Genomic DNA, 22,314 nt, shown 5'->3' on the forward strand with positions numbered 1-22,314 from the left:
TTTCGCCCGCACCGCCGTTTTCGTTCTTAGAACTTGTGCTCGAACGACACCGTGAAGCGGCGGCCGAGATAGTCGTAGACGCCCAGGCCAGCGGTGCCGAGCGGGTACGGGGGATCCTTGTCGGTCAGGTTGCTGATGTTGAAGCGCAGGATCGACTGCTCCAGCACCTCGACCGACGCACCGAGGTTGAACGTCCAGTATTCGCGGACGCTCAGGATGTCCTGCGACTCGACGGTGTTCAGATTGTTGAACTTCGCCTTGCTCTGGTAGTTCGTCTGGAAGTCGATGCCGACCGGGCCCTGCGTATAGCCGATGTTGAGCTGGCCGACGTACTTCGGGTTGCCGATCTCGCCCTGGTCGGGGTTGATCGTGACGTTGTTGTTCGAGCTGCGCAGCGTCTTCGTGTAAAATACCGAGCCGTTGAGATCGATCTGCGAGTCCGACAGGCCGACGAAGTCGAGCGGGAAGTTGTACGCGACTTCGGCGGTCAGGCCCTTGAACTCGAAGAACGCGCCGTTGACGAAATTGGTGCGGAAGCCGGGACGGGCCGGATCGATGCTCAGCTGGCCGTTGCGCGCGCCGCCGCGATCGCGCGCGATCAGCGAGCAGAAGGCGTTGGCGTTGTCGACATCGGCCGTGTTGAAGTCGGGGTTGTCGTAGCAGCCCTCGGCGATGTTGGCGTTGGTCAGCGACGCGATGTTGCCGATCACCTTGATGCGGTTCCAGTCGACCGCAGCGCGGAAGCGCGGGATGAAGCTGGGCTGCAGGACGAAGCCGAAGGTGTACGACTTGCCCTCTTCGTTATCGAGATTGACGTTGCCGCCGCTCGTGATCGGCACGGTCGCGGCGCGCGCCAGGCTGTCGAAGGTCGCGCCGTTGATACCGTACGCCGCAAAGAACGCCGCGCAGTTCGTCTGGCGCTGCGCCGGGTTCGGCCCCAGCGCGATCTGCGTGCGGTCGCACGGATCGGGGAAGGTGTTGAACGCCGGCGAGACGGGGGTGAACAGCTCGGTGATCGACGGCGCACGCAGCGAGCGCGTGTAGTTGCCGCGGAGCTCGATGCCCTTGAACGGCTGCCAGCGCCCGCCGTAGGTATAGGCGGTGAAGCCGCCGTTGACGGTATTGTCGACGTAGCGGATCTTGCCCTCGATCTGCAGCGAGCGGATCAGCGGCACGTTGTTGTCGGGCGAGACCAGCGGGATCAGGATTTCGCCGAACGCCTCGTCGGTGTTGAACTGGCCGCTGTTGCCGCCGATCGGCACCGAACGGCCAAGGCCTGCGCGCTGGAAATCGTCGGGCAGGAAGGCGCCCTTTTCCTTGCGGTGCTCGTAGCCGACGTTGAAGCCGACCGGCCCCGACCACAGCTCGAACAGCGACTGCGAGCCGAAGTTGATGTTGTACACCTGCTGCTCGAGGACGGCGCGCGCCTCGGTCTGGCCGGTGACATAGGCCTTGGCGGCAGGGCTGGCGCGGTTCTCGCCGAACACGTCGAGCGGTACGCAGTTCGGATCGCCGTTGGGCAGCAGCGCGTCGGGGTTGACCTTGGTCGCTGCGGTCGCCGGCTGGCAGTTGTTGATCGCGTTGACGAAGCGCTGCTGGTTCAGGACGTTGGCGAAGAAGCTGCCCTCGCTGCGGCCGTAGTTGGCCGACGCCTCCCAGGTGAACTCGCGCCCGAACGCGCCGAACTCGCCCTTCAGGCCGCCGACGATGCGATAGACGTCGGTGGTCGAGCTGGCGTTGTTGTTGACGAGGTCGCGCGACGCCCGCGACAGGCGGAAGCTGGTCGCGCCGACCGCGGCGAGCTGTGCACGCGCCTGCGCCGACAGGCGCGGATCGGTTGCCTGGAAGGTCAGGGGCGCCGAGTTGGCACCGAACAGCGTCGCGTTGAAGATCGGCTGGTCGATCAGCTCGTTCGCCTTGGCGCGGTAGTAGGTCGCCTCGACGAAAGCCTCGACCTTGTCGAAGATTTCGTAGCGGCCGATGAGATTGGCGGTGATGCGCTCGAGGCCCGAGGTGATCTGCGAGGTCTCGTTGAGGTTGAAGCCGTCGCCGCCGCTGGCGTTCTGCGCACCGAACGGCACGCCCGGATTGAACGGCACGAGATTGCCCTGCGGGTCGAACTGCAGCAGCACGTTATTGGCGCCGAAGCCGCGCGGCAGGCCGTTCGCCAGCGTGTTGCCCTGACCGGCCGGGTTGGTGGCGGGCAGCAGCAGGCCGCCGCCGGTCAGCGAGAAGATGCGCGTGTTGCGGATATAGACGGTGTTGGCGATGCCGTCGGCGTTGCCGGTGTTGAACGGCGTGTTCGGATTCAGGCGCCCGTCGTTCTGCGGCGTGCGGCCGTTGAGCAAGGCTGCGGCGCTGCCCGCGGTCGGGTTGGTGCCGGTGCCGAAGCCTTCCTGGAAACGCTTGCGGTTGATCGCCAGCACGCCGTTGGCCTTGTCGTAGCTTGCCGCGACGGTGATGTTGCCGCGCTTGTCGGCGCCGAAATTATGCCCCGCGACGACCGCGATGTTGTAGCGGCCGTTGTCGCCCTGCTCGGTGATGCCGCCGAGGCCCGAGACGGTGACGCCCTCGAAATCGCGCTTGAGGATGACGTTGACCGTGCCCGCGATGGCGTCGGAACCGTAGGTCGGCGCGCCGCCGATGGCGACATTCTCGATCCGGTCGACGAGCTCGGTGGGGATGACGTTGAGGTCGACCTGCAGGCCGGGCGTGTTGCCGAAGATCGACGGCGCGTTGGTCGAGACGAAGCGGCGGCCGTTGACCAGCGTCAGCGTGCGCGCGCTGCCGAGGCCGAAGCGGTTGACGAAGTTCTGCCCGACGCCAAAGCCCGCCTGGCCGCCGTCGGGATTGACGCCGACGCCGAAGCCCGGGATTTCGTTGAGCGCATCGGCGACGTTGGTCAGGCCGCGCGCCTTCAGATACTCGCTCGACACGACGGTCGCGGGTTCGAGCGAATCGAAGCCGGCGCGCGCGATACGCGAACCCGTGACGACGATCGCCTCATCATCATTCTCGGCTGCCTCGGGCCCGGTGACCGGCGTGGCCGGGTCGGTGACGGCGGCTGGCGCCGGGGTAGGCGCGGTCTGCGCATAAGCGGGCAGGCAGGCGAGCGTCGCGACGAGCGCAGTCGCCGACAGGATGACATGCTTCATGATTAGGGCCCCTTGATACGTTGCTGCCGTACAGCAAGCGTTCAGGTCCTATCGAGTCGCGCCTGTCCTGCCAGTGGGTATGAACGTCGCAGGCGTAACGAGACGCGAAATTGCGGTCGGTTGTCGCTAAACTGCAACAGACCGAAAGGCCGCTATTTCGCCGCCCGCGCGATCGCCTCCATGATCATCTGCGCGGCGCCCTCGGCATCCAGCCAATGGCCGACGCGGACCCACTTGCCCTTCTCCAGGTCCTTGTAATGCTGGAAGAAATGCTCGATCTGCCGGGTGATCAGCGGCGGCAGGTCGCTGTGGTTGCGGACATCGGCATAGATCGGGTGCAGCGCGTCGACGGGTACCGCGAGGATCTTCTCGTCGCCGCCGCCCTCGTCCTCCATGACCAGCGCGCCGATCGGGCGGACACGCACCACCGCGCCGGGCACCAGCCGCGTCTCGCCGACGATCAGCACGTCGATCGGATCGCCGTCCATCGACAGGGTGTGCGGGATGAAACCATAGTTGCCCGGATAGGACATCGCGGTGTGCAGGAAGCGGTCGACGAACAGCGCGCCGCTGTCCTTGTCCATCTCGTACTTCACCGGTTCGCCGCCCGCAGGCACCTCGACGATGACGTTGACGTCGTGCGGCGGCGCGCGGCCGATCGGAATGCGGGCTATGTCCATGGCGTCTCCTTAGCCGCGGACCCAGTCCACCGCCAGTTCTTCGCGAAACGCGAAACGCCGCAGATGTTCGGCGACGACCGGCTCCATCCGGTCGAGCGTCGCGGCATCGGGGCCGGCCAGCGTCATGGTCAGCGCGTGTGGCGCGGCGTCGAAGCGCACCGCCGACGTCGGGAAGGCGACACGGCCCTGGATAGCGTCGAATTCGACCTCCAGCTTGTGGCTCCAGTGCTTGCACAGCTGCTGGAGGTAGCGCGAGGCGTTCTCGGTCGGGACGGTGGCGATGCTGTCCACGTCAGCTCCTTTCGATTTCGGCGGCGGCCGCGTCGAGCGCGGCGGCGATGCGGCTGGCCTGGGGTTCGTCGAGCCCGCCGCGACCCATGCGCAGCTTGAGTGCGAAGCGCAGGTTGGCCATGGCGCGGACGATGCGCGGGCTGAAATCGCCGCCGCCGCCGGCCTCGGCGATGCGCGCGAAGATCGCGTCGACCGTGGCGCGGTTCTCGGCGAGGTTCGCGGTGCCGGCCTCGGTGACCGTGTACTGGCGCTTGTTGCCCTCGGTCGCCTGGGCGGTGACGAGGCCCAGCTCCTCCAGCATGGTCAGCGTCGGATAGACGACGCCCGGGCTGGGTGCGTACGCGCCGCCGAGCCTCGCCTCGATCTCGCGGATGATTTCGTAACCGTGGCGCGGCCCTTCGGCGATCAGCGCGAGGATCAGCAGGCGAAGGTCGCCGTGCTGGAACATGCGGCCTGACCGTCCGCCGCGCATCCCGCCACCGCCGAAGCGACCGCCGGATCCGTGCCTGTGATGATGATGTCCGAACATTCTCGATCCTTATTAGATATGTCGATTTACGCGATATATCTAAAGTGATGTGGAATGCAAGAGGGACCGATATATCTTTTTTGGACGGGCGTCAGCGGCTGGCGCGGCGGCCTTCGGGCTGAGGTGCGTCGATCGGCGTGAACTTGCCCAGCGCGCACGACCCGTAGGTGATATCCACCCGCGGATCGAAGACGCGGACGAGATCGCCTTCGCAGAGCTGCGTCGATGGCGTTCTCGTCTGGATCGAGCGGCTCGGCTTCAGGCCGGTGCAGGCGTTCGACATGTCGTTGCGGTACCATTGCCTCCCCATGCGGAACAGGATCGCGCCGTCGACGATGCGCTGGTTGCGGATCTGCGGGAGCGACAGGCACTGGCGAGGCGCGGTCTCGACGGCGAGCGCCGGCGCGGCAGCGAGGAGCGACAGCAGCAGCACACGGATCATCGTCTTACTCCGGGATCAGGCTCGAACCTACCACGAGCCCGACCTCAACGCATCAACCCCGAAACCTGTCCTTCGCGGCGCGGGCGTCGGCGAACCCCGCGACATCGGCGCGCACGAACGGGTTAGTGGCGCGCTCGAGACCGATCGTCGAAGGCACCGTCGGCAAGCCCCTGGCCCGCGCCGCGTCGATAGCGACGACGCGCGCCAGCAGCTCGGAATTACCTGGCTCGACCGTCACCGCGAAGCGCGCGTTCGACTGGGTATATTCATGCGCGCAATAGACGCGCGTCGCGTCGGGAAGCGCCATCAGCTTCGACAGGCTGGCATGCATCTGCGGCGCCGTACCCTCGAACAGCCGCCCGCAGCCAAGCGCAAACAAGGTGTCGCCGCAGAACAGCGCGTCGTCATCCGTGAACCAATAGGCGTTATGCCCTGCCGTATGCCCGGGCACGTCGATGACCCGCGCCGTGGCAGCGCCGAGCGTCACCGTGTCACCCTCCGCGACCTCGCGGTCGATACCCGGGATCTTCGCTGCCTCGCCCGCCGGGCCGGTGATCAGGCAGCCCGTCGCCGCCTTGATCGCCAGGTTCGCGCCGGTGTGATCGGGGTGCCAGTGGGTGTTCCAGATGTCGCTGATCGTCCAGCCGCGTTCCGCCGCCGCCGCCAGCACCGGCTCGGCGACCGCGGGGTCGATCACGGCGGTTGCGCTGCTTTCGGGTTCGTGAATCAGATAGACGTAATTGTCGCTCAGCACCGGGATCTGAACGATGTCGAGCATTACCAGCTGCCGGTATTGGGCATCGACACCCAGGGCTCGGCCGGGGTCAGCGAACCGCCCGCCTGGAGCAGCTCGATCGAGATGCCGTCGGGGGTATGGACGAACGCCATCCGCCCCTCGCGCGGCGGCCGGTTGATCGTCACCCCCGCCGCCATCAGCCGCGCGCAGGTCTCGTGGATATCGTCGACCGCATAGGCGAGGTGCCCGAAGTTGCGCCCGCCGGTGTACTCCTCGGGATCCCAGTTGTGCGTCAGTTCGACCTGCGCGCCCTCGTCGCCGGGGGCGGCGAGGAAGATCAGCGTGTAGCGCCCGGCCTCGCTGGTGATCCGCCGCACTTCCTTCAGCCCGACGAGCTCGAAAAAGCGCACCGTCGCCTCCGGATCGGTGACGCGGATCATCGTGTGAAGATACTTCACGCGGCGAGCTCACCCTCGAGCCAGGCCTTGATTGCCGACTTGGGGCGCGCGCCGACGGCAGTCGCGGCGGGCTGGCCGCCCTTGAACAGGATCATCGTCGGGATGCCGCGCACGCCGTAGCGCGTCGGGGCATCGGGGTTCTCGTCGATGTTGACCTTGACGATCTCGACGTCGTCCATCTCGAGGTTGAGCTCCTCGAGCGCCGGGCCGATCTGGCGGCAGGGGCCGCACCATTCGGCCCAGAAGTCGACTAGGACGGGCTTGTCCGACGCGATGACGTCGGCGTGGAACGAGGCGTCGGTGACGTGCTTGGCGGCCATAGGGATGCTCCTGCTGTTACGCCGGAGATAGACCCGCGCGTGGGCAGGTTCAACGTCAGCCGGGGACAAGCGTTGCTTGCACGTCCCCCAGCCGGGGTTTGTGCACGGCGAGCAGCGCGGGCGCCAGGTCGATCAGCGTCGCGTCGTGGGTGTAGAGCAGCGCCGCCTCGACCGCGCGGCCGGGGAAGATCGCGCCGAGTGCCGCGACGTACGCCGCCATCTGGCGCAGGTGATAGGGCTCGACCGCAGCAGCGTCGGCGGGAACGCGGCTGCCGGTCTTGAAGTCGATCAGGCGGATACGCTCGGGCGTGACCAGCAGCCGGTCGACCTTGCCCGCGATGACGACGCCGTCGACGACCGCCGCGATCGGCGCCTCGGCGAGCGAGTCGGGGCCGAACAGGTCGGCGAAGCGCGGATCGTCGACGATGCCGAGCGCGGTCGCCGCCAGCGCCGCGCGGGCGGTGTCGTCGAGGTCGGGGGCGTGGGCACCCAGCCAGCGCGCGGCGGCGGCGGCGCGGTCCGAAGGCGCGACGCCGGGCAGCGCCTCGAACAGCGCGTGGAGCCGCTGGCCGCGACGCGCGGCGGCCTTCATCGCGTCGGTCGGCGGCGGCGCGGCGATATCGTCGGCGGCGATCGCCGACGGGCTGAGCGGGCGCGGCGGGCGCGCCTCGGGCGGCGCGGGGGTCGTCGCCCAGCCGGGCAGGTCGGTCAGCGCCGTGGCCGCCGCATCGCGCCGCGCGTCGGGCACCGGCGTGCCATCCATGCAGGCACGGTGGACGAGCGTGTCGCCCCAGGCATCGGGCTCGACGGTTGCCCCGAGCGCGGTGAGTGCGTTGCCGACCACCGCGTGCCAGCTTTCGGGCGGCAGCGCGCCACGCTTGCCCAGCGCCCCGCCGACGAACAGTAGGTCCTCCGCCCGCGTCAGCGCAACGTAGAGCAGCCGCCAATGCTCGTGCATCTGCGCCTCGGTCGCCCGCGCCGCGGCGTCGCCGATGGCGCCGACCTTGCCCGTCTTGCCGCCATGGAAGATCGGCACGGGCTTCGTCGCGTCGCCCAGCTCGACCATGACGTGATCGCTGGTGTCGCCGCGCGCGCGCGTCGCGTCGGCCAACACGACGACGGGCGCCTGCAGACCCTTGGCGCCGTGGACGGTCATGATGCGCACCGCGTCGAACGGCGCGTCGGGGTCGCGCTTGATGTCGGTGTCCTCGGTCTCCATCCACGCGAGGAAGCCCTGCAAGGTCGGCGCGTTGGCGACCTCGAAGGCGAGGGCCTGCGCGCACACCGCGTCGATCGCCTCGCGCGCCTCCTCGCCGAGCCGCGCGAGCAGTTTCCGGCGCCCGCCGAGTTGTCCGGACAGGATCGTCTCCAGAAACTCGTACGGCGCGCTGAAGTCGGCGAGGCCGAGCGCGGTGCCGAGCCATTCTGCCGCCTCGCCCCCGGCGGTGCGCACGCGGTCCCACAGGCTTCCCGTCCGCCCGTACGCGAGCGCGAGCAGCGCATCGTGGTCCATCCCGATGAACGGCGAGGTCAGCAGCGTCGCGCAGGTCAGGTCGTCGCTCGGCTGCAGCACGAAGCGGATCACCGCGAGCAGGTCCTGCACCGCGATCGGCTCGGTCAGGCGCAGCCGGTCGGCGCCCGCGACGGGGACATTCAACTGATGCAGCGCCGCAACCAGCGGCTGCACGAACTCGCCGCGGTTGCGGACCAGCACGAGGATATCGTCGGCGCGCACGTTGCGGTCGCGCGCCGGCAGGCGCAGCGCGGTATCGGGGTGCAGCCACGCCGCGATCTGCTTCGCGAGGTCGTGCGCCATGCGCACCTCGGCAGGCGGCAGCCAGCCGCGCGCCGCATCGAGCGCCGCCTCGTCGGGCGCAGCGAGCGGCGGCCACAAGGTCACCTGGCCCGGCAGGTTGCGCCGCGCCGCCTGCGACGGCGGCACCTCGCTGCGCATGCCCAGCGCCTCGTGGCCCAACTGCTCGACGACCTTGTCGACGACGTCGAGCACCGCGGGTACCGAGCGGAACGAGGTGTCGAGCGCGACCTGCTGCCACCCCGCCGCCGCGTCGGCGATCTTCTGCGCGAAGGCCTCGCGCTTTTCCTCGAAGACACGCGGGTCGCTGCCCTGGAAGGCGAAGATCGCCTGCTTGAAGTCGCCGACGACGAACAATGTCCGCACCGCCTCGCGAGCGCCCTTGCCATCGAAGAACTCGTCGGTCAGCGCCTCGACGATCGCCCATTGCGCGGGGTTGGTATCCTGCGCCTCGTCGACGAGGAGGTGGTCGATGCGGCTGTCGAGCTTGAAGCGCACCCAGTCGCCCATCCCCGGCTGGTGGAGCAGCGCGGCGGCCTGCGCGATCATGTCGTCGTAATCGATCACCCCGGCGCGCCGCTTGTGCGCGGCATAGGCGGTGCCGAGCCGCGCGCCGACGCGCAGGTGGCGCGCGGCATTGTCGACGGCGTCGAGCAGGCGGCGCGTCTCGACGAGTGCGTCGACCGCCTCGCACAGCCGCTCGGCGAGGTCGAGGAGCGCAGGATCGGCGCGCTTGCCGCCGGGCACCAGCGTCGTGAACCGCTCGTCGGCGGTCGCCTTGTGGAAGACCTTGCACAGGTCGGTCAAGTGTTCGACGCGCGCCTCGCGGTTGCACGCCAGCCACCACAACAGGGTGTCGGCGCGCTTGGTGAAGGTCGCGACGCCGCTCGCCTGATAGCCGAGCGCGAGGCGGCGCAGCCCGACCTCGTCGAGCGTGGCGACCATCGCCCCCAGCACCTCCGCCGTACTGCCTTCCCCCGGCAGCTGGAAGGTACGGCGCAGGCGCGGCACGAAGCTCGACGCCGGCCCAAGCCCCTCGATCGCCGCGGCGTGCCGGATCAGCGTACCCGAGATCGCGTCGAACGCCCCCTCCCCGCGCGCCACGCTGATCGCGCCGACATCGGCCAGGAAACCGGTGTCACGCTCCGCCGCCGCGTCCTGGATCGTCTCGGCGAGGATGCGGCCGCGCAGTGCCACGGCGTCGCGGTCGGCGAGCGTCGCGAACCCCGGCGCGACCCCCGCCTCGACTGGAAAACTGGCGAGGAGAGACTGGGCATAGGCGTGGATCGTCTGGACGCTGAGGCCCCCTCGCGCGTCGAGCGTGTGCGCGAACAGCGTGCGGGCGAAGGCGAGCGCGTCATCGCTCGTGTCGGCACGGATCGCGGTCAGGTCGCGGCGCAGTTCGGCATCGTCGGCGCGGACCCAGTGCGCGAGGCGTTCGAAGACCCGGCTCTGCATCTCGGCGGCGCCCGCCTTGGTGAAGGTCAGGCACAGGATGCGGTCGGGCGCCGCGCCGTCGAGCAGCAGGCGCAGCACGCGCGCGCTCAACACCTGTGTCTTGCCCGTTCCCGCCGACGCCGACACCCAGGCGTTGTCGCCCGGGCGCGCGCCGAGCGCCTGTTCGTCGCGCAGGTCGAACAGCGGCTTCATCGCGCCCGCGCCTGCCACTCGGCGACCCGCGCGAGATGGTCGAAATCGCTGTAGCGCGCGGCATATTCGGGGTGCAGCTTGGCGGTAAAGGGCTCGCTCCCGAGCAGGTATTTCTCGCACAGGTCGTCGAACGCCGCGATCGTCGCCGCGACATGGTCGGGCAGCTCGATGAACGGCTTGCCGCGGTAGGCGAGCGGGTCGGTCGCGTCGCCGGGCTCCTTGCCGCCGCTCAGTCGCCAGTAGCGCAGCGCCTCTACCGCCGCGCCGGCATCGGTGCCGATCAGCCAGGCGAGCAGCCCCATCTGCAGCGCGAAGCCCCCCTGCACCTGCGCGTTGCTCGGCGGCTTGCCGGTCTTGTAGTCGATGATCGCCAGCGCGCCCGCGGCATTATGGTCGACGCGGTCGGCGCGGCCCTGCAGCGTCACGCCGTTCCGCAGTTCGCGCACCGCCTTGACCTCGGCGCCGTGCGGCGACCAGCCCGCGTCGTGCCAGCGCGCCGATTCCTCGACGACCCAGTCGAGCGCGCGTTCGACCCGCGGCTTCCACAGCGCCTGCATCAGCGGGTGGTTCGACCACTTCTCGCGAAGCATCGTCGCCGCGATCGGCTGCAGCGCGTCGGGCTCGCCGCCGCCCTTGATCCACTTTTCGAGCACATCGTGCAGGTCGATGCCGCGCTCCGCCGCGCCCGGATCGGCGTCGAGCGGGTCGAGCAGCTTGAGCTCGAGGATCGCGCGCGCATACCAGCTGAACGGGTCGGCCTTGAGCTGCTCGGCGGCAGTGACCGAGATCTTCCGCGGCCGCATCGCCGCCGATGGCGCGGGTTCGGGGCGCGGCGCCGGTGCGGGCACGGCGCTTCGGTCGAGCGCGCGCGCCAGTGCCAGCAGTTCGGTCTCGGGCTTCAGCGCGTCGCCGACACTCGCATGCAGCCGCAGCCAGAAGCGCGACGCGACCGTCGGCGCGCTGTCGTCACGCCGCGCGCGAGTCAGCAGCACCTGCGGTCCGCCGAGCGCCGCGGCGAAATCGTGCGCCGCCAGCCCGATGCCGCGCTGCGTACCGCCGATGCCCAGTTCGGCGCGGATCTTAAGCGCGAGCCACGGGTCGGGCGACGCCGGGCTAGGCCAAACGCCTTCGTTGAGGCCGCCGAGGATCGTCAGGTCGGCGCGCTGCAGCCGCGCCTCGAGCGTGCCGTAGATCGCCAGCCGCGGCTGCTTGCCGTACGCCTCGCGCACCGGCACGTCGCGGAGCAGGCTGCCGAGCAGCGCCGGGGCATCGGCGGGCGCGAACGGGTCGAGGTGGCGGCCGTGCTCGGTCAGCATCGCGACGAGCCCGCCGAGCGCCCGGCCCGCGGGCCCGCGCCACAGCTCGTCGCCGGCCAGCGCTTCGCCGGTGTCGCGCAGCACGGCGACGGCATCCGCCAGCGCGCAATCCTCGTGCGTGAAATGCGCTTCGAGCGGGGCCAGCATCTCGGCGACCTCCGTCCACCACGCGGTCAGCGCCTCGACGGCCTTCGTTTCCTTGAGGCGCGCCGTGACGCCCGCCAGCCCCGGTACCGGGCGCACGCCGCGCAACCGCCGGTCGAGTGCGCGGACACGGTCGAGCCACGCCAGGCGCTCGGGCCCGAAGCGCACCAGCGGATGCTTGAGCACCGCGAGCAGCGCGACCGGCGCGAAGCCCTGCGTCGCGGCCTCGGCGAGCGCGAGGATCATCGCACCCGGCGGCGTCTGACGCAGCGGCAGCCCGGCCGAATCGTCGATGTCGATCCCCCAGCGCGCGAGGTGCCGCGCGACGCGCCGCGCGAGGTTGCGGTCGGGAGTGACCAGCGCCGCGGTCTGCCCCGGCTCGGCGAGCGCCCGGCGCAGGGCGAGCGCGACGACCTGCGCCTCCTCGGCCGGAGTCGCCGCCTCGACGGTGCGGACGCCGTCGAAGACACCCTCGGGAGGAGCGTCACGCCAGGCGGTCGTGAACTTGGCAAGGCGCAGTGCCGAGGCGACGGCGCCGGTGCGCGCCACGGGCCCGTCGCTTGCCGTGGGATAGTCCCACCCGGCGACCTCGCCCCGCCCGACGTCGATGCGGTCGAGCAGGCGCTTGAGCATATACTGCGGGTGCGCCTCGTCGCCGCCCTCGGCCGTGACGCGGATCGCGTCCCATTCCTCGTCGTCCATCGCGGTATCGACGCCGGGCAGCACGACGAGGCCGTCGGGCAGGCGCGCAACGACGCGCAGCAGGCGCGCCACGGCGGGCGACACCGCGACGAGACCGGCCGCAACGATCAGCCCGGCAGGCGGCGACGCCGCCCATTCGCGCGCCACCGCGTCGACGACCGCGAGCCGCCTTGCCACTGCGTCGCTCGTCCCTGTCGCGGCGAGAACGGCGGGCCAGTGCTCTCGCACCGCGTCGAACTGGTCGAGGGTCAGCTGGAAATGCTCGGCGAGGTCGGCGTTCTCGACGAGGGTCGCGAGCGCCGCGGGGTCGACCTCCTCGCCGGTCAGCTCGTCGAGCGCCGACCCCAGCGCATCGGCGAGGCGCAGCGCCTCGACCGCGGTCACGCCGTCGCCCCGCCGCGCCGCGCCCCGGCGCACCAGTTGCGTCAGCCGCAGCCGCCGCTCGCACGGGTCGAAGGCGGGCGGCAGGTCGAGGCTGGCGGCTTCGGTCGCGAACCCATCCGCGTCGAGGTCGCCGATCGGCGTCATGCGCGGCAGCAGCAGCCCGCCGTCCGAGCGGCGGACGAAGGCGTCGGTCAGCGCGCGGACGGCGCGGCGGTTGGGCAGCAGGATGCGCGCGCGCGCCAGCGCCAGCGGGTCGTCCTTGGTCCGCTCCAGCAGTCCAGCTGCGAGCGCATCGACGAACGCGCCGTGCGGCGGGATCGTGTAGACCCGCGGGCGCTCAGCTAATGGCAAGCAGCGCCTCGGTCTCGGTCACCGCCGCGGGCGTGCCGACGTGGAACCACAGGCCGGAGTGGACGATGCCGTAGAGCCGCTTGCTGGCGAGCAGCGAGTCCCAGACGCGCCACATCGAGAAGGGCTCGACCGGCTGCGCCTCGAACAGCCGCTTCGACAGCAGCTGGATGCCCGAATAGACGTACGGCGCGACGCGGTGCTCGACGCGGCGGCGGATGTGCCCGGCGGCGTCCATGTGGAAGTCGCCGCGCCCCTCGTAGCCGCAGGCACGCGCCAGCGGCACGAGCAGCAGCAGCGCGTCCATCGCCTCCGGGTCCCAGCGCTGCGCCAGCAGCTTCAGCGTGTCTACCGAGCCGTCGACGTAGAGATTGTCGCTGTTGACCACATAGAACGGGTCGGCGTCGATCAGCGGCAGCGCCTTCGTGACTCCGCCGCCGGTCTCCAGCAGTTGCCCGCGCTCGTCCGACAGGCGGATGTCGAGGTCGCGGCGGCCGCGCACGTGGGCGTCGATCTGGTCGGCGAAATAATGGGTGTTGATCACGGCGCGACCAACTCCGGCCGTCACCAGATGATCGAGCGCGCGGTCGAGCAGGGTGCGCCCGGCGACCTCGATCAGCGGCTTCGGACGGGTGGCGGTGAGCGGCCGCATGCGCTTGCCCAAGCCCGCGGCGAGCACCATCGCGCTGCTCGGCACCGCGACGTCGATCGCCGGCCGCAGCGCCAGCGGGGCGGCGAAGCGCGGCTTCACTGTGCGCGCGCCGACGCGGGGACGTTCGCGACGAACCATGCCGCGACAGGAGCGAGTGCCGGGTGCGCGAGGTTGCGCGTCAGATGCCCCCAGACGCGCGGCAGCAGCGGAATGTAGCCGCCCTTGCCGTCGCGGTCCCGCAGGCGCGTGAAGACGCCGATGATCTTGGTATTGCGCTGCGCCCCCAGGATTTCATACGCGGCGCGAAAGGCCTGCGCGTCGGCGACGCCCGCCGCGGTGAGGTAGCGGTCGAGCATCTCGGCCTCGAGCGGCGGCGAAACATCGCGCCGCGCGTCCTGCAGCAGAGACACGAGGTCGTACGCCGGATGGCCCGCCAGTGCGTCCTGGAAGTCGAGCAGGCCGAGGCCGCCGCCGGGGAGCAGCATCAGATTGTCGGCATGATAGTCGCGCAGCGTCAGCACCGGCTTGGGCGCCAGCACCTGCGGCCAGACCGCGTCCCACGCCGCGTCGTAACCGGGCGCCTCGGCCAGGCCGGCGGCGGGCAGGTACCAGTCGGTGAACAGCCGCACCTCACGACGCAGCTCGGCCTCGTCATAGGCACGCAAGGGGGGCGCAGGGTGGGCGTGGAGAGCGGCGAGCAGGTCGATCGCCTGGCCGTAGATCGCCGTTTCGCGCGCCGGGTCGCTCGCCAGCACCGGGTTGACGCGCGCGTCGCCGAAATCGTCGAGCAGGATCAGCCCCTGGTCGAGATCGACCCCCAGCGGCGCGGGGGCGGCGAACCCCAGCGCGTTGAGGTGTGCGCCGACCTCCAGAAACGGGCGGCTGTCCTCGTGCTCGGGCGGGGCGTCCATCAGCACCGCGGTGCGGCCGCCGTCATGCACACGGAAGTAGCGCCGGAACGATGCGTCGCCTGCCAGCGGCCGGATTTCGGCCCCGGCCCAGCCGTGACGGGCAAGAAATTCGGGGGCCGCGGCGGGCGGAATCATCTGGGCGGCCATCGCCCCTCCCAACCCGCCGGGACATCCCAAGTCAAGGTCCGTGTCGCCTCCCCCGCCCCGTCGATGCGCAACCGCAACGCGTCCGCCGGCAGCCGCGCCCCCAGCCGCTCGGGCCATTCGATGAGCAGCACCGCATCGGTCTCGAGCAGCCCGAGCGCGTCGGCATCGCGCGGATCATCGAGGCGGTACAAGTCGACGTGCCAGACCTCGGGCGTCGTGTCGTACGGCTGCACCAGGGTGAACGTCGGCGACGGCACCTCACCGGTCCAGCCCAACCCGCGCAGGACGCCGCGTGCGAAGCCAGTCTTGCCCGCACCGAGGTCACCCGAGAGCGCGACGATGTCGCCGGGGCGAAGGACCTGCGCAAGCGCGGCGGCCGTGCGCTCCAGCTCTACTTCGCCGATTTCCACTTTCAATCGCGGCGGCTGGCAGGATGGATCAGCGCGTCGGTCGCGGTGAAATCCTTGCCCGTGCACAGGATTGGCAACGCCAGAACCTTCGCCACGCCATAGACCATCAGGTCGAGCATATTCAGCTTGCCGCCTGCGCCGGTCCCGCTTCCGAAGCGAGCGTTGGCATCGACTGCAGCCTGCGCCGCTGCGGCGTCGAAAGGCAGTATGACCAGGCCGGCCGTGATGAGCTCATTCAGGAAGTCGGCCGCGGGCACTTTGGCGCGCACGTCCCTGCGGCTGATGACGCGCTCATATTCGATCAGAACCGGCGCCGGGATGAAGCCGGGGTCGGTAAGCAGTGCCTCGACGATGTCCTGATAGCCGGGCTCGTTCCAACTAGCGGCAACAAGAGCCGATGTGTCGACAACCATTGCGCTCATCAGCGCGGATCGCCGAACTCGTCATATTCAGCAGCGTCGAACTCGGCCATGCCGGGACCGCCGATCGCCGCAAGACGACTGAGCGCCGCATAGACGCGCTCGCGCCGCTCGCCAGCCTCGTCGCGACGGGGCTCAACCTGTGCGCGCAACAGGGCGAGAGCCTGCTCGACGACATGAACCTGGCTGCTTCCGTCACGCGTCAGCACCCGCAGGTCATCGCGCGCCCGGTCGGAGCGGATCGTGATGGCTTGCTGGCTGCGTCGGGTCATACGCCGCAAACTAGTGACGTGTGCTTGCACGGTCAATCGACCGTGCAAGCACGTCACGTCTTAGTAGCGGTAGTGATCCGGCTTGAACGGCCCCTCGACCGGCACGCCGATATAGCCCGCCTGCTGCGCCGACAGCTTGGTCAGCTTCACGCCCAGCTTCTCGAGGTGGAGCGCGGCGACCTTCTCGTCGAGGTGCTTGGGCAGGACGTACACGTCGTTCTTGTACTGCTCGGGGCGCGTGAACAGCTCGATCTGCGCCAGCGTCTGGTTGGTGAAGCTCGCCGACATGACGAAGCTCGGGTGGCCGGTGGCATTGCCCAGGTTCACCAGACGGCCCTTCGACAGGATGATGATCTGCTTGCCGTCGGGGAACTCGACCAGGTCGACCTGCGGCTTCACCTCGGTCCACTTGTAGTTCGACAGCGCCGAAATCTGGATCTCGCTGTCGAAGTGGCCGATGTTGCAGACGATCGCCATGTTCTTCATCGCCTTCATGTGATCGGCGGTGATCACGTCGGCATTGCCCGTCGCGGTCACGAAAATGTCGGAGCGGGTCACCGCCTCCTCCATCGTCACGACCTCGAAGCCCTCCATCGCCGCCTGCAGCGCGCAGATCGGATCGATCTCGGTGACCAGCACGCGCGCGCCGCCGTTGCGGAGCGACTGGGCGCTGCCCTTGCCGACGTCGCCGAAGCCCGCGACGGTCGCGACCTTGCCGGCCAGCATCACGTCGGTGCCGCGGCGGATGGCGTCGACCAGCGACTCCTTGCAGCCATAGAGGTTGTCGAACTTCGACTTGGTGACGCTGTCGTTGACGTTGATCGCCGGGAACGGCAGCTCGCCCTTCTTGGCGATCGCGTACAGGCGGTGGACGCCGGTGGTGGTCTCCTCGCTGACGCCCTTGATCGCCTTGACGGTCTCGGTGAGGTAGCCCGGACGGCGCGCGATGAACGCCTTCAGCGCGCGCTGCATCTCGACCTCTTCCTCGTTCTCGGGCTCGGGCATCGTCGCGCCGGCCTCGAGCTTGGCGCCCCACAGCGCGAACATCGTCGCGTCGCCACCGTCATCGAGGATCATGTTGCAGGTCGTGTCGCCCCAGTCGAAGATCGACCCGACGTAATCCCAATAGTCGGCGAGGCTCTCGCCCTTGATCGCGAACACCGGCACGCCGGTCGCGGCGATGGCGGCGGCGGCATGATCCTGCGTCGAATAGATGTTGCACGTCGCCCAGCGCACTTCGCCGCCCAGCGCGGTCAGCGTCTCGATCAGCACGGCGGTCTGGATCGTCATGTGCAGCGAGCCGGTGATGCGCGCACCCTTCAGCGGCTGCGACGCGCCGAACTCCTGGCGCAGCGCCATGAGGCCGGGCATCTCGGTCTCGGCGATGTCGATCTCGCGGCGGCCGAAGTCGGCGAGGCCGATGTCGGCGACGACATAGTCGGTGAAGGTCGTTGCGGGAGCGGTGGCCATGAGTCGGGTCCTGTCAGACATGCGATTGTTGCGTGCAGCGCCTAGTGCGCGAAGGACCTCGGAGCAAGCATAAAGATATCTTTATATCCCTCGGCGGGTTGGCGCGGGACCCTGGCAGGGCTAGTATCGGGATCGCGACGACGCGGGGCGACCGACATGAACATTCACGACTGGTGGCTGACGACCGCGCCGATCCTGACCGCGGTCGGCCTCAAGATCATCGGCGCGATCGTCCTCTACATGGTCGGCCGCTGGCTGATTGGCATCGCGACGCGCACCGTGTCGGCGGTGCTGACGGCGCGCAATTTCGATCCCACGCTGCAGCGCTACATCGCCAACATCCTGGGCGTGCTGCTCAACATCGTACTGGTCGTCGCCATCCTCGGCTATTTCGGGGTCGAGACGACGAGCTTCGCGGCGCTGCTGGCAGGCGTCGGCCTGGCGATCGGCGCGGCATGGTCGGGGCTGCTCGGCAACTTCGCAGCGGGCGCCTTCCTGATCATCTTCCGCCCCTACAAGGTCGGCGACTACGTCGTCGCGGGCGGGGTCGAGGGCACGGTGACCGAGATCGGCCTGTTCAACACCGTGATCACCAGCCCCGACAACGTCGTCACCATCGTCGGCAACGGCAAGGTCAGCGGCGACACGATCAAGAACTTCTCCGCCCATGCGTGGCGGCGTGTCGAGCGCACCGCGCAGCTCGCGCACGGCGTCGACCCGCTCGATGCCATCGCACGGCTCAAGCCCGCACTCGCGGCGATCCCCAATGTCGCTGCCGACCCCGCGCCCGATGTCGAGATCCTCGATTTCAACGCGATGGGCACGCTGCTCGCGGTCCGCCCCTATTGCCACACCGACCATTTCTGGCAGGTCTGGTTCGACACCAACAAGCTGATCGCCGCGACCTTCGCCGCCGCCAACTACCCGGCGCCGGCGGTGGTGCAGGAGGAGCGCGACAGCCCGGCGCGGCCCTAGCGCGCGACGTTGACCCGCGAGATGCCGAGCCCGTCGCTGCCCTTGCCGGCGGCGAGGCGGCGCAGCACCTTGCCGCTAGCCAAATCGACCTCCGCCACCCGCGCAGCCCCCGTCTCGGCGACGTAGAGCCGCTTGCCGGTCGCGTCGAACAGGATCGTCACCTGCTGCACGGCCTTGTCTCCGCTGACCGGGATCGTCCGCACGACCTTGCGCGCGCGCACGTCGATGACGCTCAGATCGCCGCCGTTGAAGTTGGAGCTGATCGCCGTCCGCCCGTCCGGGCTAATCGCCAGCCGGATCGGCAGGTCGCCGACGCTCAGCTTCGCGACCTCGGCGAAGCTCGACGTGTCATAGACCCGCACATCGTCGCTGCCGCGGCTTGCGACCCACAGCTCGCGCCCGTCGGGGGTCAGCGCTATGCCCTCGGGCTCGTCGCCCGCCACCAGGTCGCGCAGCTTGGCGCCCTTGGAGAGGTCGATGACGCTGACGCTGCGGCTCGACAGGTTGGAGACATAGGCGCGCGTCGCGTCGCGCGAGACGACGACCATGTGCGAGCCCTTCTGTCCGGTCGGTACCGCGCCGGTGACGCGGCCGGACGCGGAATCGACGATGGTCAGCGTGTCGCTGCCCTCGGTGGTCACGACGATCCGCCCGTCGCGCAGCCAGACGATGCCGTGCGGCGCGGCGTTGGGCGAAAGGTCGATGCGGCTCAGCTGCTTGCCGCTCGCGAGGTCGATCAGGTCGATCGTCGTGCCGCCATAGGCGACGACCGCGGCGAGCGCGCCGTCGGGGCTGACCGCGACCTCGTGCGGCTTCGACGCAGTCGGCAGGCGGCGCAGCTCGCGGCCGGTCTTGAGATCGATCAGGCTGATGCTGTCCTCGGCCTTGTTGCCGACGATCAGGGTTTCGGCCGCTGCCGGCGCGGCGAGCAGCAGGGCGAGGGCGAGGCGGATCACGGTCGGTCTCCCAAGGCGGCAACGGCAGGTTCGATCAGCGCCGGGTCGCCCGCAGCGATCACCCGGCCCTCGGCGCCGAGGCGCAGCGGCGCGCCGGTCCAGTCGGTCATCCGCCCGCCCGCGCCGGTGACGACAGGCACGAGTGCGGCCCAGTCGAAGGTCTTCAGCCCGGCCTCGACGACGAGGTCGAGGTGGCCTGAGGCGAGCAGCCCGTAATTGTGGCAGTCGCCGCCGTAGAGCGTGTCGCGCGCCCGCCCGCGCAGCCGCTCGAAGGTAGCGAAGTCGTCCGCTGGAAAGGCGTGCGGGCTCGTCGTCGCGAGATAGGCCCGCGCCATGTCCGGACAACTTCGCACCCGCGCCGGCGCGCCGTTGAGCGTCGTGCCCTCGCCCGTCCCGACCCACCGGTCGCGCGCGATGCACTGGTCGATGACGCCAAGTACCGGCGTCCCCAAGTCCATCAGCGCGATCAGCGTGCCGAACAGCGGCCGCCCTGCGATGAAGGCGCGCGTCCCGTCGACCGGATCGAGCACCCAGACTTGCGCGGCATCGGGCCGGTCGTCGCCGTATTCCTCGCCGATCACCCCGTCGCCGGGGCGGTGCGCCTCGATCAGCGCGCGCATCGCCGCCTCCGCGGCGCGGTCGGCGGCGGTGACGGGCGAGGCATCGGCCTTGGTCTCGATGTCGAAGCGCGCCCGAAAATAGGGCCGGATCGCCTCGCCCGCCGCGTCGGCGAGCGCGTGCGCCAGTTCGAGATCGTTCAAAGGCCCAACTCCGCCAAAATCGCCGCCCGGTCGGCATCGAGCGCCCGCGCTCCCGGCTTCTCGGGCAGATCCGCATAGCCCGACAGCTTGACCGGATTCCCCGCGCACAGCAGCGGCGACCCATCCGGGAAGGTCGTGCTCGCCCGCATGTTGCGCGCCCGCACCTGCGGCAGGTCGAGCGCCTGCGCGACATCGTTCAACGGCCCGCACGGCACGCCCGCCGCATCGAGCAGCGCCAGCCAGTGCGCGGCCGGCGCGGTGCCCAGCCGCGCCTCCAGCACCGTCGCCACCGTGTCCGCCGCCTCCGACCGCGACGCATTGGTCGCAAAGCGCGGGTTCGCCTTCAGCGCCGACAGGTCGAGGGCGTCGAGCAGCGCACTCCACAGCGCATCGTTGCCCGCCGCGATGACGATATGCGCGTCGGCGCAGGCATAGGCCGCGAACGGCGTGATCGACGGATGCCGCGCCCCCAGCGGCCCCGGCGCGACGCCCGTCACCGCATAGCGCGCCACCGCATTCTCGAGGATCGCGATCTGCCCGTCGAGCATCGCGACATCGACGAACAGCCCCTCCCCCGTCCGCGTCCGGTGGTGCACCGCCGCCAGCATGCCCGCGACGGTGAACAGCCCCGCGGTGATGTCGCCGACCGACGTCCCGACCCGCGTCGGCGGCCCGCCCGGGTGGCCGGTGACCGACATGATCCCCCCCATCGCCTGGACGACCATGTCGTACGCCGCCTTTGGCGCGTCGGGGCCGGTCTGGCCGAAGCCGCTGGCGGCGGCATAAATCAGCCGCGGATGCCGCGCGTGCAGCACGTCCCAGCCATAGCCCAGCCGCGCCATCGTGCCCGGCCGGTAATTCTCGACGAGCACGTCGGCGCGGGCCAGCAGCGCCTCGAACACGTCGCGGTCGCGCGGCGCCTTCAGGTCGAGCGCGATCGACTCCTTGCCGCGGTTGACGCTGGCGAAATAGGCCGACTGCCCCTTGGCGTCGAACGGCCCGATCGCCCGGCTGTCGTCGCCCCCATCGGGCCGCTCGACCTTGACGATCCGCGCCCCCAGATCGCCGAGCACCAGCGTTGCATACGGCCCGGCGAGCACGCGCGACAGGTCGACGATCAGCAGGTCGTCGAGGGGGCCGGAGGTTCTGGTCACGGCTGCGGTGGTAGCGAGGTGCGGCGGGGGAGGCCAGTGTCGCAAGTCGGCGCCAAGCTACGTCACGCCGTCAGGTCGAGGACCTCGATGCGCGGGATGCCGTCCCTGGCCCTGACCCGGCTGCCCTTCTTGCTGCCGAAATACGACGTATAGGTGTGCCGCTCGATCCGGTAGTCGCCCGCGTCGTCGGCGGCGGCAGCGGCGCGCGGCAGCGGCGAATAGAGCCGGCCGGCGACCTGGCCGGTCGCGATCGGCAGCCAGGCCGCGTTGCCCTCGCTGCGCAGGACCGTCACCTCGTCGACCGTCCCGTCGGCGCGGACGCGAAAGGCGATATCCGCCCATTTGTCCTGAAAACCGCCGCCGGCAGCCGATGACGTCGCCCGCCTGTCGAGCGCTGCGCCGAAATTCTCAATGCGCGGCAGCTTGAACTCGGGAGTCCACAGGAGGATCTGCCGCTCCGGCAGCGGGTCGGGCGACGCCGTCAGGACGCTCAGGTCGGGTGCCTTGGTCGGCTTCGACGACAGGCGGACGATCAGGACGCGTGCAGCGATGCGGATGGCGGCCAGGTCGGCGCCGGGCAGCGCCGTGATGGGCCTGAGCTGCGCGATCGCCGCGCGCCGGTCGCCGCGCGTGAAATAGGGCAGCCACGCGCGGCGCAGCCGCGTGATCGCCGCGATCTGCGTCAGGCCCGCCGCGGTAGCCCGCCGCTCGGCCGATCGCAGCAGATAGTCCGACGTGCGAGGGTCGCCGAGCTTGAGCTTCATGTCGGCGGCCTCGATCTCGGCGAGCAGGATCTCCGCCTCGTCACGAATCGTACCCGCCTTCAACGACCGCACGATCCGGCGCACGTCGGTCGAATAGCGCTCGGCATCGCCGATGTGGATCGAGACGCGCGACGATGCGCGGTACAGCTGCGACACCGCGACCGGCTCGGCCGGGGCGAACTGGCGGTTGCGCCGGATCGAGCGGGACAGCGCGCCGCGCGCCGCCTTGTACTCGCCGGCGACGAACAGCGCCTCCGAATAGGCGAGGGTCGCGGCGATATCCTCGGCGGGCGTGCAGCGGAACTGGAGGCAACGGTCGTGCGCGGCCTTCAGCGTCGCGATCGGCGTCGCGGTGACGACGATCGTCGGGCCGGAAACCGCCTCCGCCTCCGGCGGCGCGGCGGCGACCGGTGCGGCGAGGAGCGCGACCAGAACGGCAAGCATCACGGGAGGTT

Annotated in this window: 21 protein-coding genes; 1 reads left to right on the forward strand and 20 read right to left on the reverse strand. The window is 69.9% G+C overall.

Annotated elements, in window-relative coordinates; genetic code table 11:
- Positions 1-26: 26 nt before the first annotated feature.
- The 16 genes from FMM06_RS13385 to ahcY all read right to left on the reverse strand — a co-directional run bounded on the left by FMM06_RS13385 (position 27) and on the right by ahcY (position 17,249).
- Positions 27-3,155 carry a TonB-dependent receptor domain-containing protein gene (locus tag FMM06_RS13385; RefSeq protein ID WP_144237881.1) on the reverse strand — a complete coding sequence of 1,043 codons (3,129 nt, stop codon included), beginning with the start codon at positions 3,153-3,155 and terminating at the stop codon, positions 27-29.
- A 152-nt stretch (positions 3,156-3,307) separates the two neighbouring features.
- Positions 3,308-3,835, reverse strand: a complete 528-nt coding sequence (gene ppa, locus FMM06_RS13390; RefSeq protein ID WP_144237882.1) for an inorganic diphosphatase — start codon at positions 3,833-3,835, stop codon at positions 3,308-3,310.
- Positions 3,836-3,844: 9 nt separating this feature from the next.
- Positions 3,845-4,126, reverse strand: a complete 282-nt coding sequence (locus tag FMM06_RS13395; RefSeq protein WP_144237883.1) for a DUF2218 domain-containing protein — start codon at positions 4,124-4,126, stop codon at positions 3,845-3,847.
- Position 4,127: 1 nt separating this feature from the next.
- Positions 4,128-4,574 (reverse strand): PadR family transcriptional regulator, encoded by a 447-nt coding sequence (locus tag FMM06_RS13400; protein ID WP_185965180.1) that lies wholly within the window; start codon positions 4,572-4,574, stop codon positions 4,128-4,130.
- A gap of 172 nt (positions 4,575-4,746) precedes the next feature.
- On the reverse strand, positions 4,747-5,097 hold the full coding sequence (locus FMM06_RS13405) for a hypothetical protein (protein ID WP_144237885.1): 351 nt from the start codon (positions 5,095-5,097) through the stop codon (positions 4,747-4,749).
- 52 nt (positions 5,098-5,149) lie between these two features.
- On the reverse strand, positions 5,150-5,875 hold the full coding sequence (gene gloB / locus FMM06_RS13410; protein ID WP_144237886.1) for a hydroxyacylglutathione hydrolase: 726 nt from the start codon (positions 5,873-5,875) through the stop codon (positions 5,150-5,152).
- Positions 5,875-6,291: a VOC family protein gene (locus FMM06_RS13415; RefSeq protein ID WP_144237887.1), complete on the reverse strand. Its 417-nt coding sequence runs from the start codon at positions 6,289-6,291 to the stop codon at positions 5,875-5,877. Before FMM06_RS13415 ends, gloB begins: the two co-directional genes overlap by 1 nt.
- Complete coding sequence (trxA, locus tag FMM06_RS13420; protein WP_144237888.1) at positions 6,288-6,611, reverse strand: thioredoxin; 324 nt, start codon at positions 6,609-6,611, stop codon at positions 6,288-6,290. The genes FMM06_RS13415 and trxA overlap by 4 nt, the downstream gene beginning before the upstream one ends.
- Positions 6,612-6,666: 55 nt before the next feature.
- On the reverse strand, positions 6,667-10,074 hold the full coding sequence (addA, locus tag FMM06_RS13425) for a double-strand break repair helicase AddA (RefSeq protein WP_144237889.1): 3,408 nt from the start codon (positions 10,072-10,074) through the stop codon (positions 6,667-6,669).
- Positions 10,071-12,971 (reverse strand): double-strand break repair protein AddB, encoded by a 2,901-nt coding sequence (gene addB, locus FMM06_RS13430; RefSeq protein ID WP_144237890.1) that lies wholly within the window; start codon positions 12,969-12,971, stop codon positions 10,071-10,073. The genes addA and addB overlap by 4 nt, the downstream gene beginning before the upstream one ends.
- On the reverse strand, positions 12,958-13,650 hold the full coding sequence (locus FMM06_RS13435; protein WP_235889374.1) for a nucleotidyltransferase family protein: 693 nt from the start codon (positions 13,648-13,650) through the stop codon (positions 12,958-12,960). Before FMM06_RS13435 ends, addB begins: the two co-directional genes overlap by 14 nt.
- A 65-nt stretch (positions 13,651-13,715) precedes the next feature.
- On the reverse strand, positions 13,716-14,666 hold the full coding sequence (locus FMM06_RS13440; protein WP_144335479.1) for an aminoglycoside phosphotransferase family protein: 951 nt from the start codon (positions 14,664-14,666) through the stop codon (positions 13,716-13,718).
- Positions 14,663-15,094: a tRNA (adenosine(37)-N6)-threonylcarbamoyltransferase complex ATPase subunit type 1 TsaE gene (gene tsaE / locus FMM06_RS13445; protein WP_144237892.1), complete on the reverse strand. Its 432-nt coding sequence runs from the start codon at positions 15,092-15,094 to the stop codon at positions 14,663-14,665. The genes FMM06_RS13440 and tsaE overlap by 4 nt, the downstream gene beginning before the upstream one ends.
- Positions 15,091-15,510 (reverse strand): type II toxin-antitoxin system VapC family toxin, encoded by a 420-nt coding sequence (locus tag FMM06_RS13450; protein WP_144237893.1) that lies wholly within the window; start codon positions 15,508-15,510, stop codon positions 15,091-15,093. The genes tsaE and FMM06_RS13450 overlap by 4 nt, the downstream gene beginning before the upstream one ends.
- The gene (locus FMM06_RS13455; RefSeq protein ID WP_144237894.1) at positions 15,510-15,779 is read right to left on the reverse strand and encodes a hypothetical protein; all 270 of its coding nucleotides are present in this window, start codon (positions 15,777-15,779) and stop codon (positions 15,510-15,512) included. Before FMM06_RS13455 ends, FMM06_RS13450 begins: the two co-directional genes overlap by 1 nt.
- Positions 15,780-15,839: 60 nt before the next feature.
- Entirely contained in the window at positions 15,840-17,249 is a 1,410-nt protein-coding gene (gene ahcY, locus FMM06_RS13460; RefSeq protein ID WP_144237895.1) for an adenosylhomocysteinase, read from the reverse strand.
- 156 nt (positions 17,250-17,405) lie between these two features.
- Here ahcY and FMM06_RS13465 point away from each other — a divergent pair, with 156 nt between their 5' ends.
- A complete protein-coding gene (locus tag FMM06_RS13465) occupies positions 17,406-18,224 on the forward strand; it encodes a mechanosensitive ion channel family protein (protein WP_144237896.1) in 819 nt (272 codons plus the stop codon).
- Here FMM06_RS13465 and FMM06_RS13470 read toward each other — a convergent pair.
- From FMM06_RS13470 to FMM06_RS13485, 4 genes are all read right to left on the reverse strand, one after another.
- Complete coding sequence (locus tag FMM06_RS13470; protein ID WP_185965181.1) at positions 18,221-19,180, reverse strand: YVTN family beta-propeller repeat protein; 960 nt, start codon at positions 19,178-19,180, stop codon at positions 18,221-18,223. The two genes, FMM06_RS13465 and FMM06_RS13470, sit on opposite strands and share 4 nt — an antisense overlap.
- On the reverse strand, positions 19,177-19,941 hold the full coding sequence (gene hisN / locus FMM06_RS13475) for a histidinol-phosphatase (RefSeq protein ID WP_144237898.1): 765 nt from the start codon (positions 19,939-19,941) through the stop codon (positions 19,177-19,179). The genes FMM06_RS13470 and hisN overlap by 4 nt, the downstream gene beginning before the upstream one ends.
- A complete protein-coding gene (locus tag FMM06_RS13480) occupies positions 19,938-21,095 on the reverse strand; it encodes a CaiB/BaiF CoA transferase family protein (RefSeq protein WP_144237899.1) in 1,158 nt (385 codons plus the stop codon). The genes hisN and FMM06_RS13480 overlap by 4 nt, the downstream gene beginning before the upstream one ends.
- Before the next feature lie 62 nt (positions 21,096-21,157).
- Positions 21,158-22,303: a hypothetical protein gene (locus FMM06_RS13485; RefSeq protein WP_144237900.1), complete on the reverse strand. Its 1,146-nt coding sequence runs from the start codon at positions 22,301-22,303 to the stop codon at positions 21,158-21,160.
- Between the last annotated feature and the right edge of the window lie 11 nt (positions 22,304-22,314).

The sequence above is a fragment of the Glacieibacterium frigidum genome, from assembly GCF_007097155.1.
Taxonomy (GTDB): Bacteria; Pseudomonadota; Alphaproteobacteria; order Sphingomonadales; family Sphingomonadaceae; genus Glacieibacterium; species Glacieibacterium frigidum.

Excerpts from the sequence above, each read along its gene's own strand:
- addA (WP_144237889.1), bottom strand. The coding sequence starts at position 10,074 with ATGAAGCCGCTGTTCGACCTGCGCGACGAACAGGCGCTCGGCGCGCGC.
- FMM06_RS13465 (WP_144237896.1), top strand. The coding sequence starts at position 17,406 with ATGAACATTCACGACTGGTGGCTGACGACCGCGCCGATCCTGACCGCG.
- ahcY (WP_144237895.1), bottom strand. The coding sequence starts at position 17,249 with ATGGCCACCGCTCCCGCAACGACCTTCACCGACTATGTCGTCGCCGAC.
- FMM06_RS13440 (WP_144335479.1), bottom strand. The coding sequence starts at position 14,666 with ATGATTCCGCCCGCCGCGGCCCCCGAATTTCTTGCCCGTCACGGCTGG.
- FMM06_RS13455 (WP_144237894.1), bottom strand. The coding sequence starts at position 15,779 with ATGACCCGACGCAGCCAGCAAGCCATCACGATCCGCTCCGACCGGGCG.
- FMM06_RS13435 (WP_235889374.1), bottom strand. The coding sequence starts at position 13,650 with ATGGTGCTCGCCGCGGGCTTGGGCAAGCGCATGCGGCCGCTCACCGCC.
- FMM06_RS13400 (WP_185965180.1), bottom strand. The coding sequence starts at position 4,574 with ATGTTCCAGCACGGCGACCTTCGCCTGCTGATCCTCGCGCTGATCGCC.
- FMM06_RS13405 (WP_144237885.1), bottom strand. The coding sequence starts at position 5,097 with ATGATCCGTGTGCTGCTGCTGTCGCTCCTCGCTGCCGCGCCGGCGCTC.
- gloB (WP_144237886.1), bottom strand. The coding sequence starts at position 5,875 with ATGCTCGACATCGTTCAGATCCCGGTGCTGAGCGACAATTACGTCTAT.
- FMM06_RS13385 (WP_144237881.1), bottom strand. The coding sequence starts at position 3,155 with ATGAAGCATGTCATCCTGTCGGCGACTGCGCTCGTCGCGACGCTCGCC.
- trxA (WP_144237888.1), bottom strand. The coding sequence starts at position 6,611 with ATGGCCGCCAAGCACGTCACCGACGCCTCGTTCCACGCCGACGTCATC.
- ppa (WP_144237882.1), bottom strand. The coding sequence starts at position 3,835 with ATGGACATAGCCCGCATTCCGATCGGCCGCGCGCCGCCGCACGACGTC.
- FMM06_RS13450 (WP_144237893.1), bottom strand. The coding sequence starts at position 15,510 with ATGAGCGCAATGGTTGTCGACACATCGGCTCTTGTTGCCGCTAGTTGG.
- FMM06_RS13485 (WP_144237900.1), bottom strand. The coding sequence starts at position 22,303 with ATGCTTGCCGTTCTGGTCGCGCTCCTCGCCGCACCGGTCGCCGCCGCG.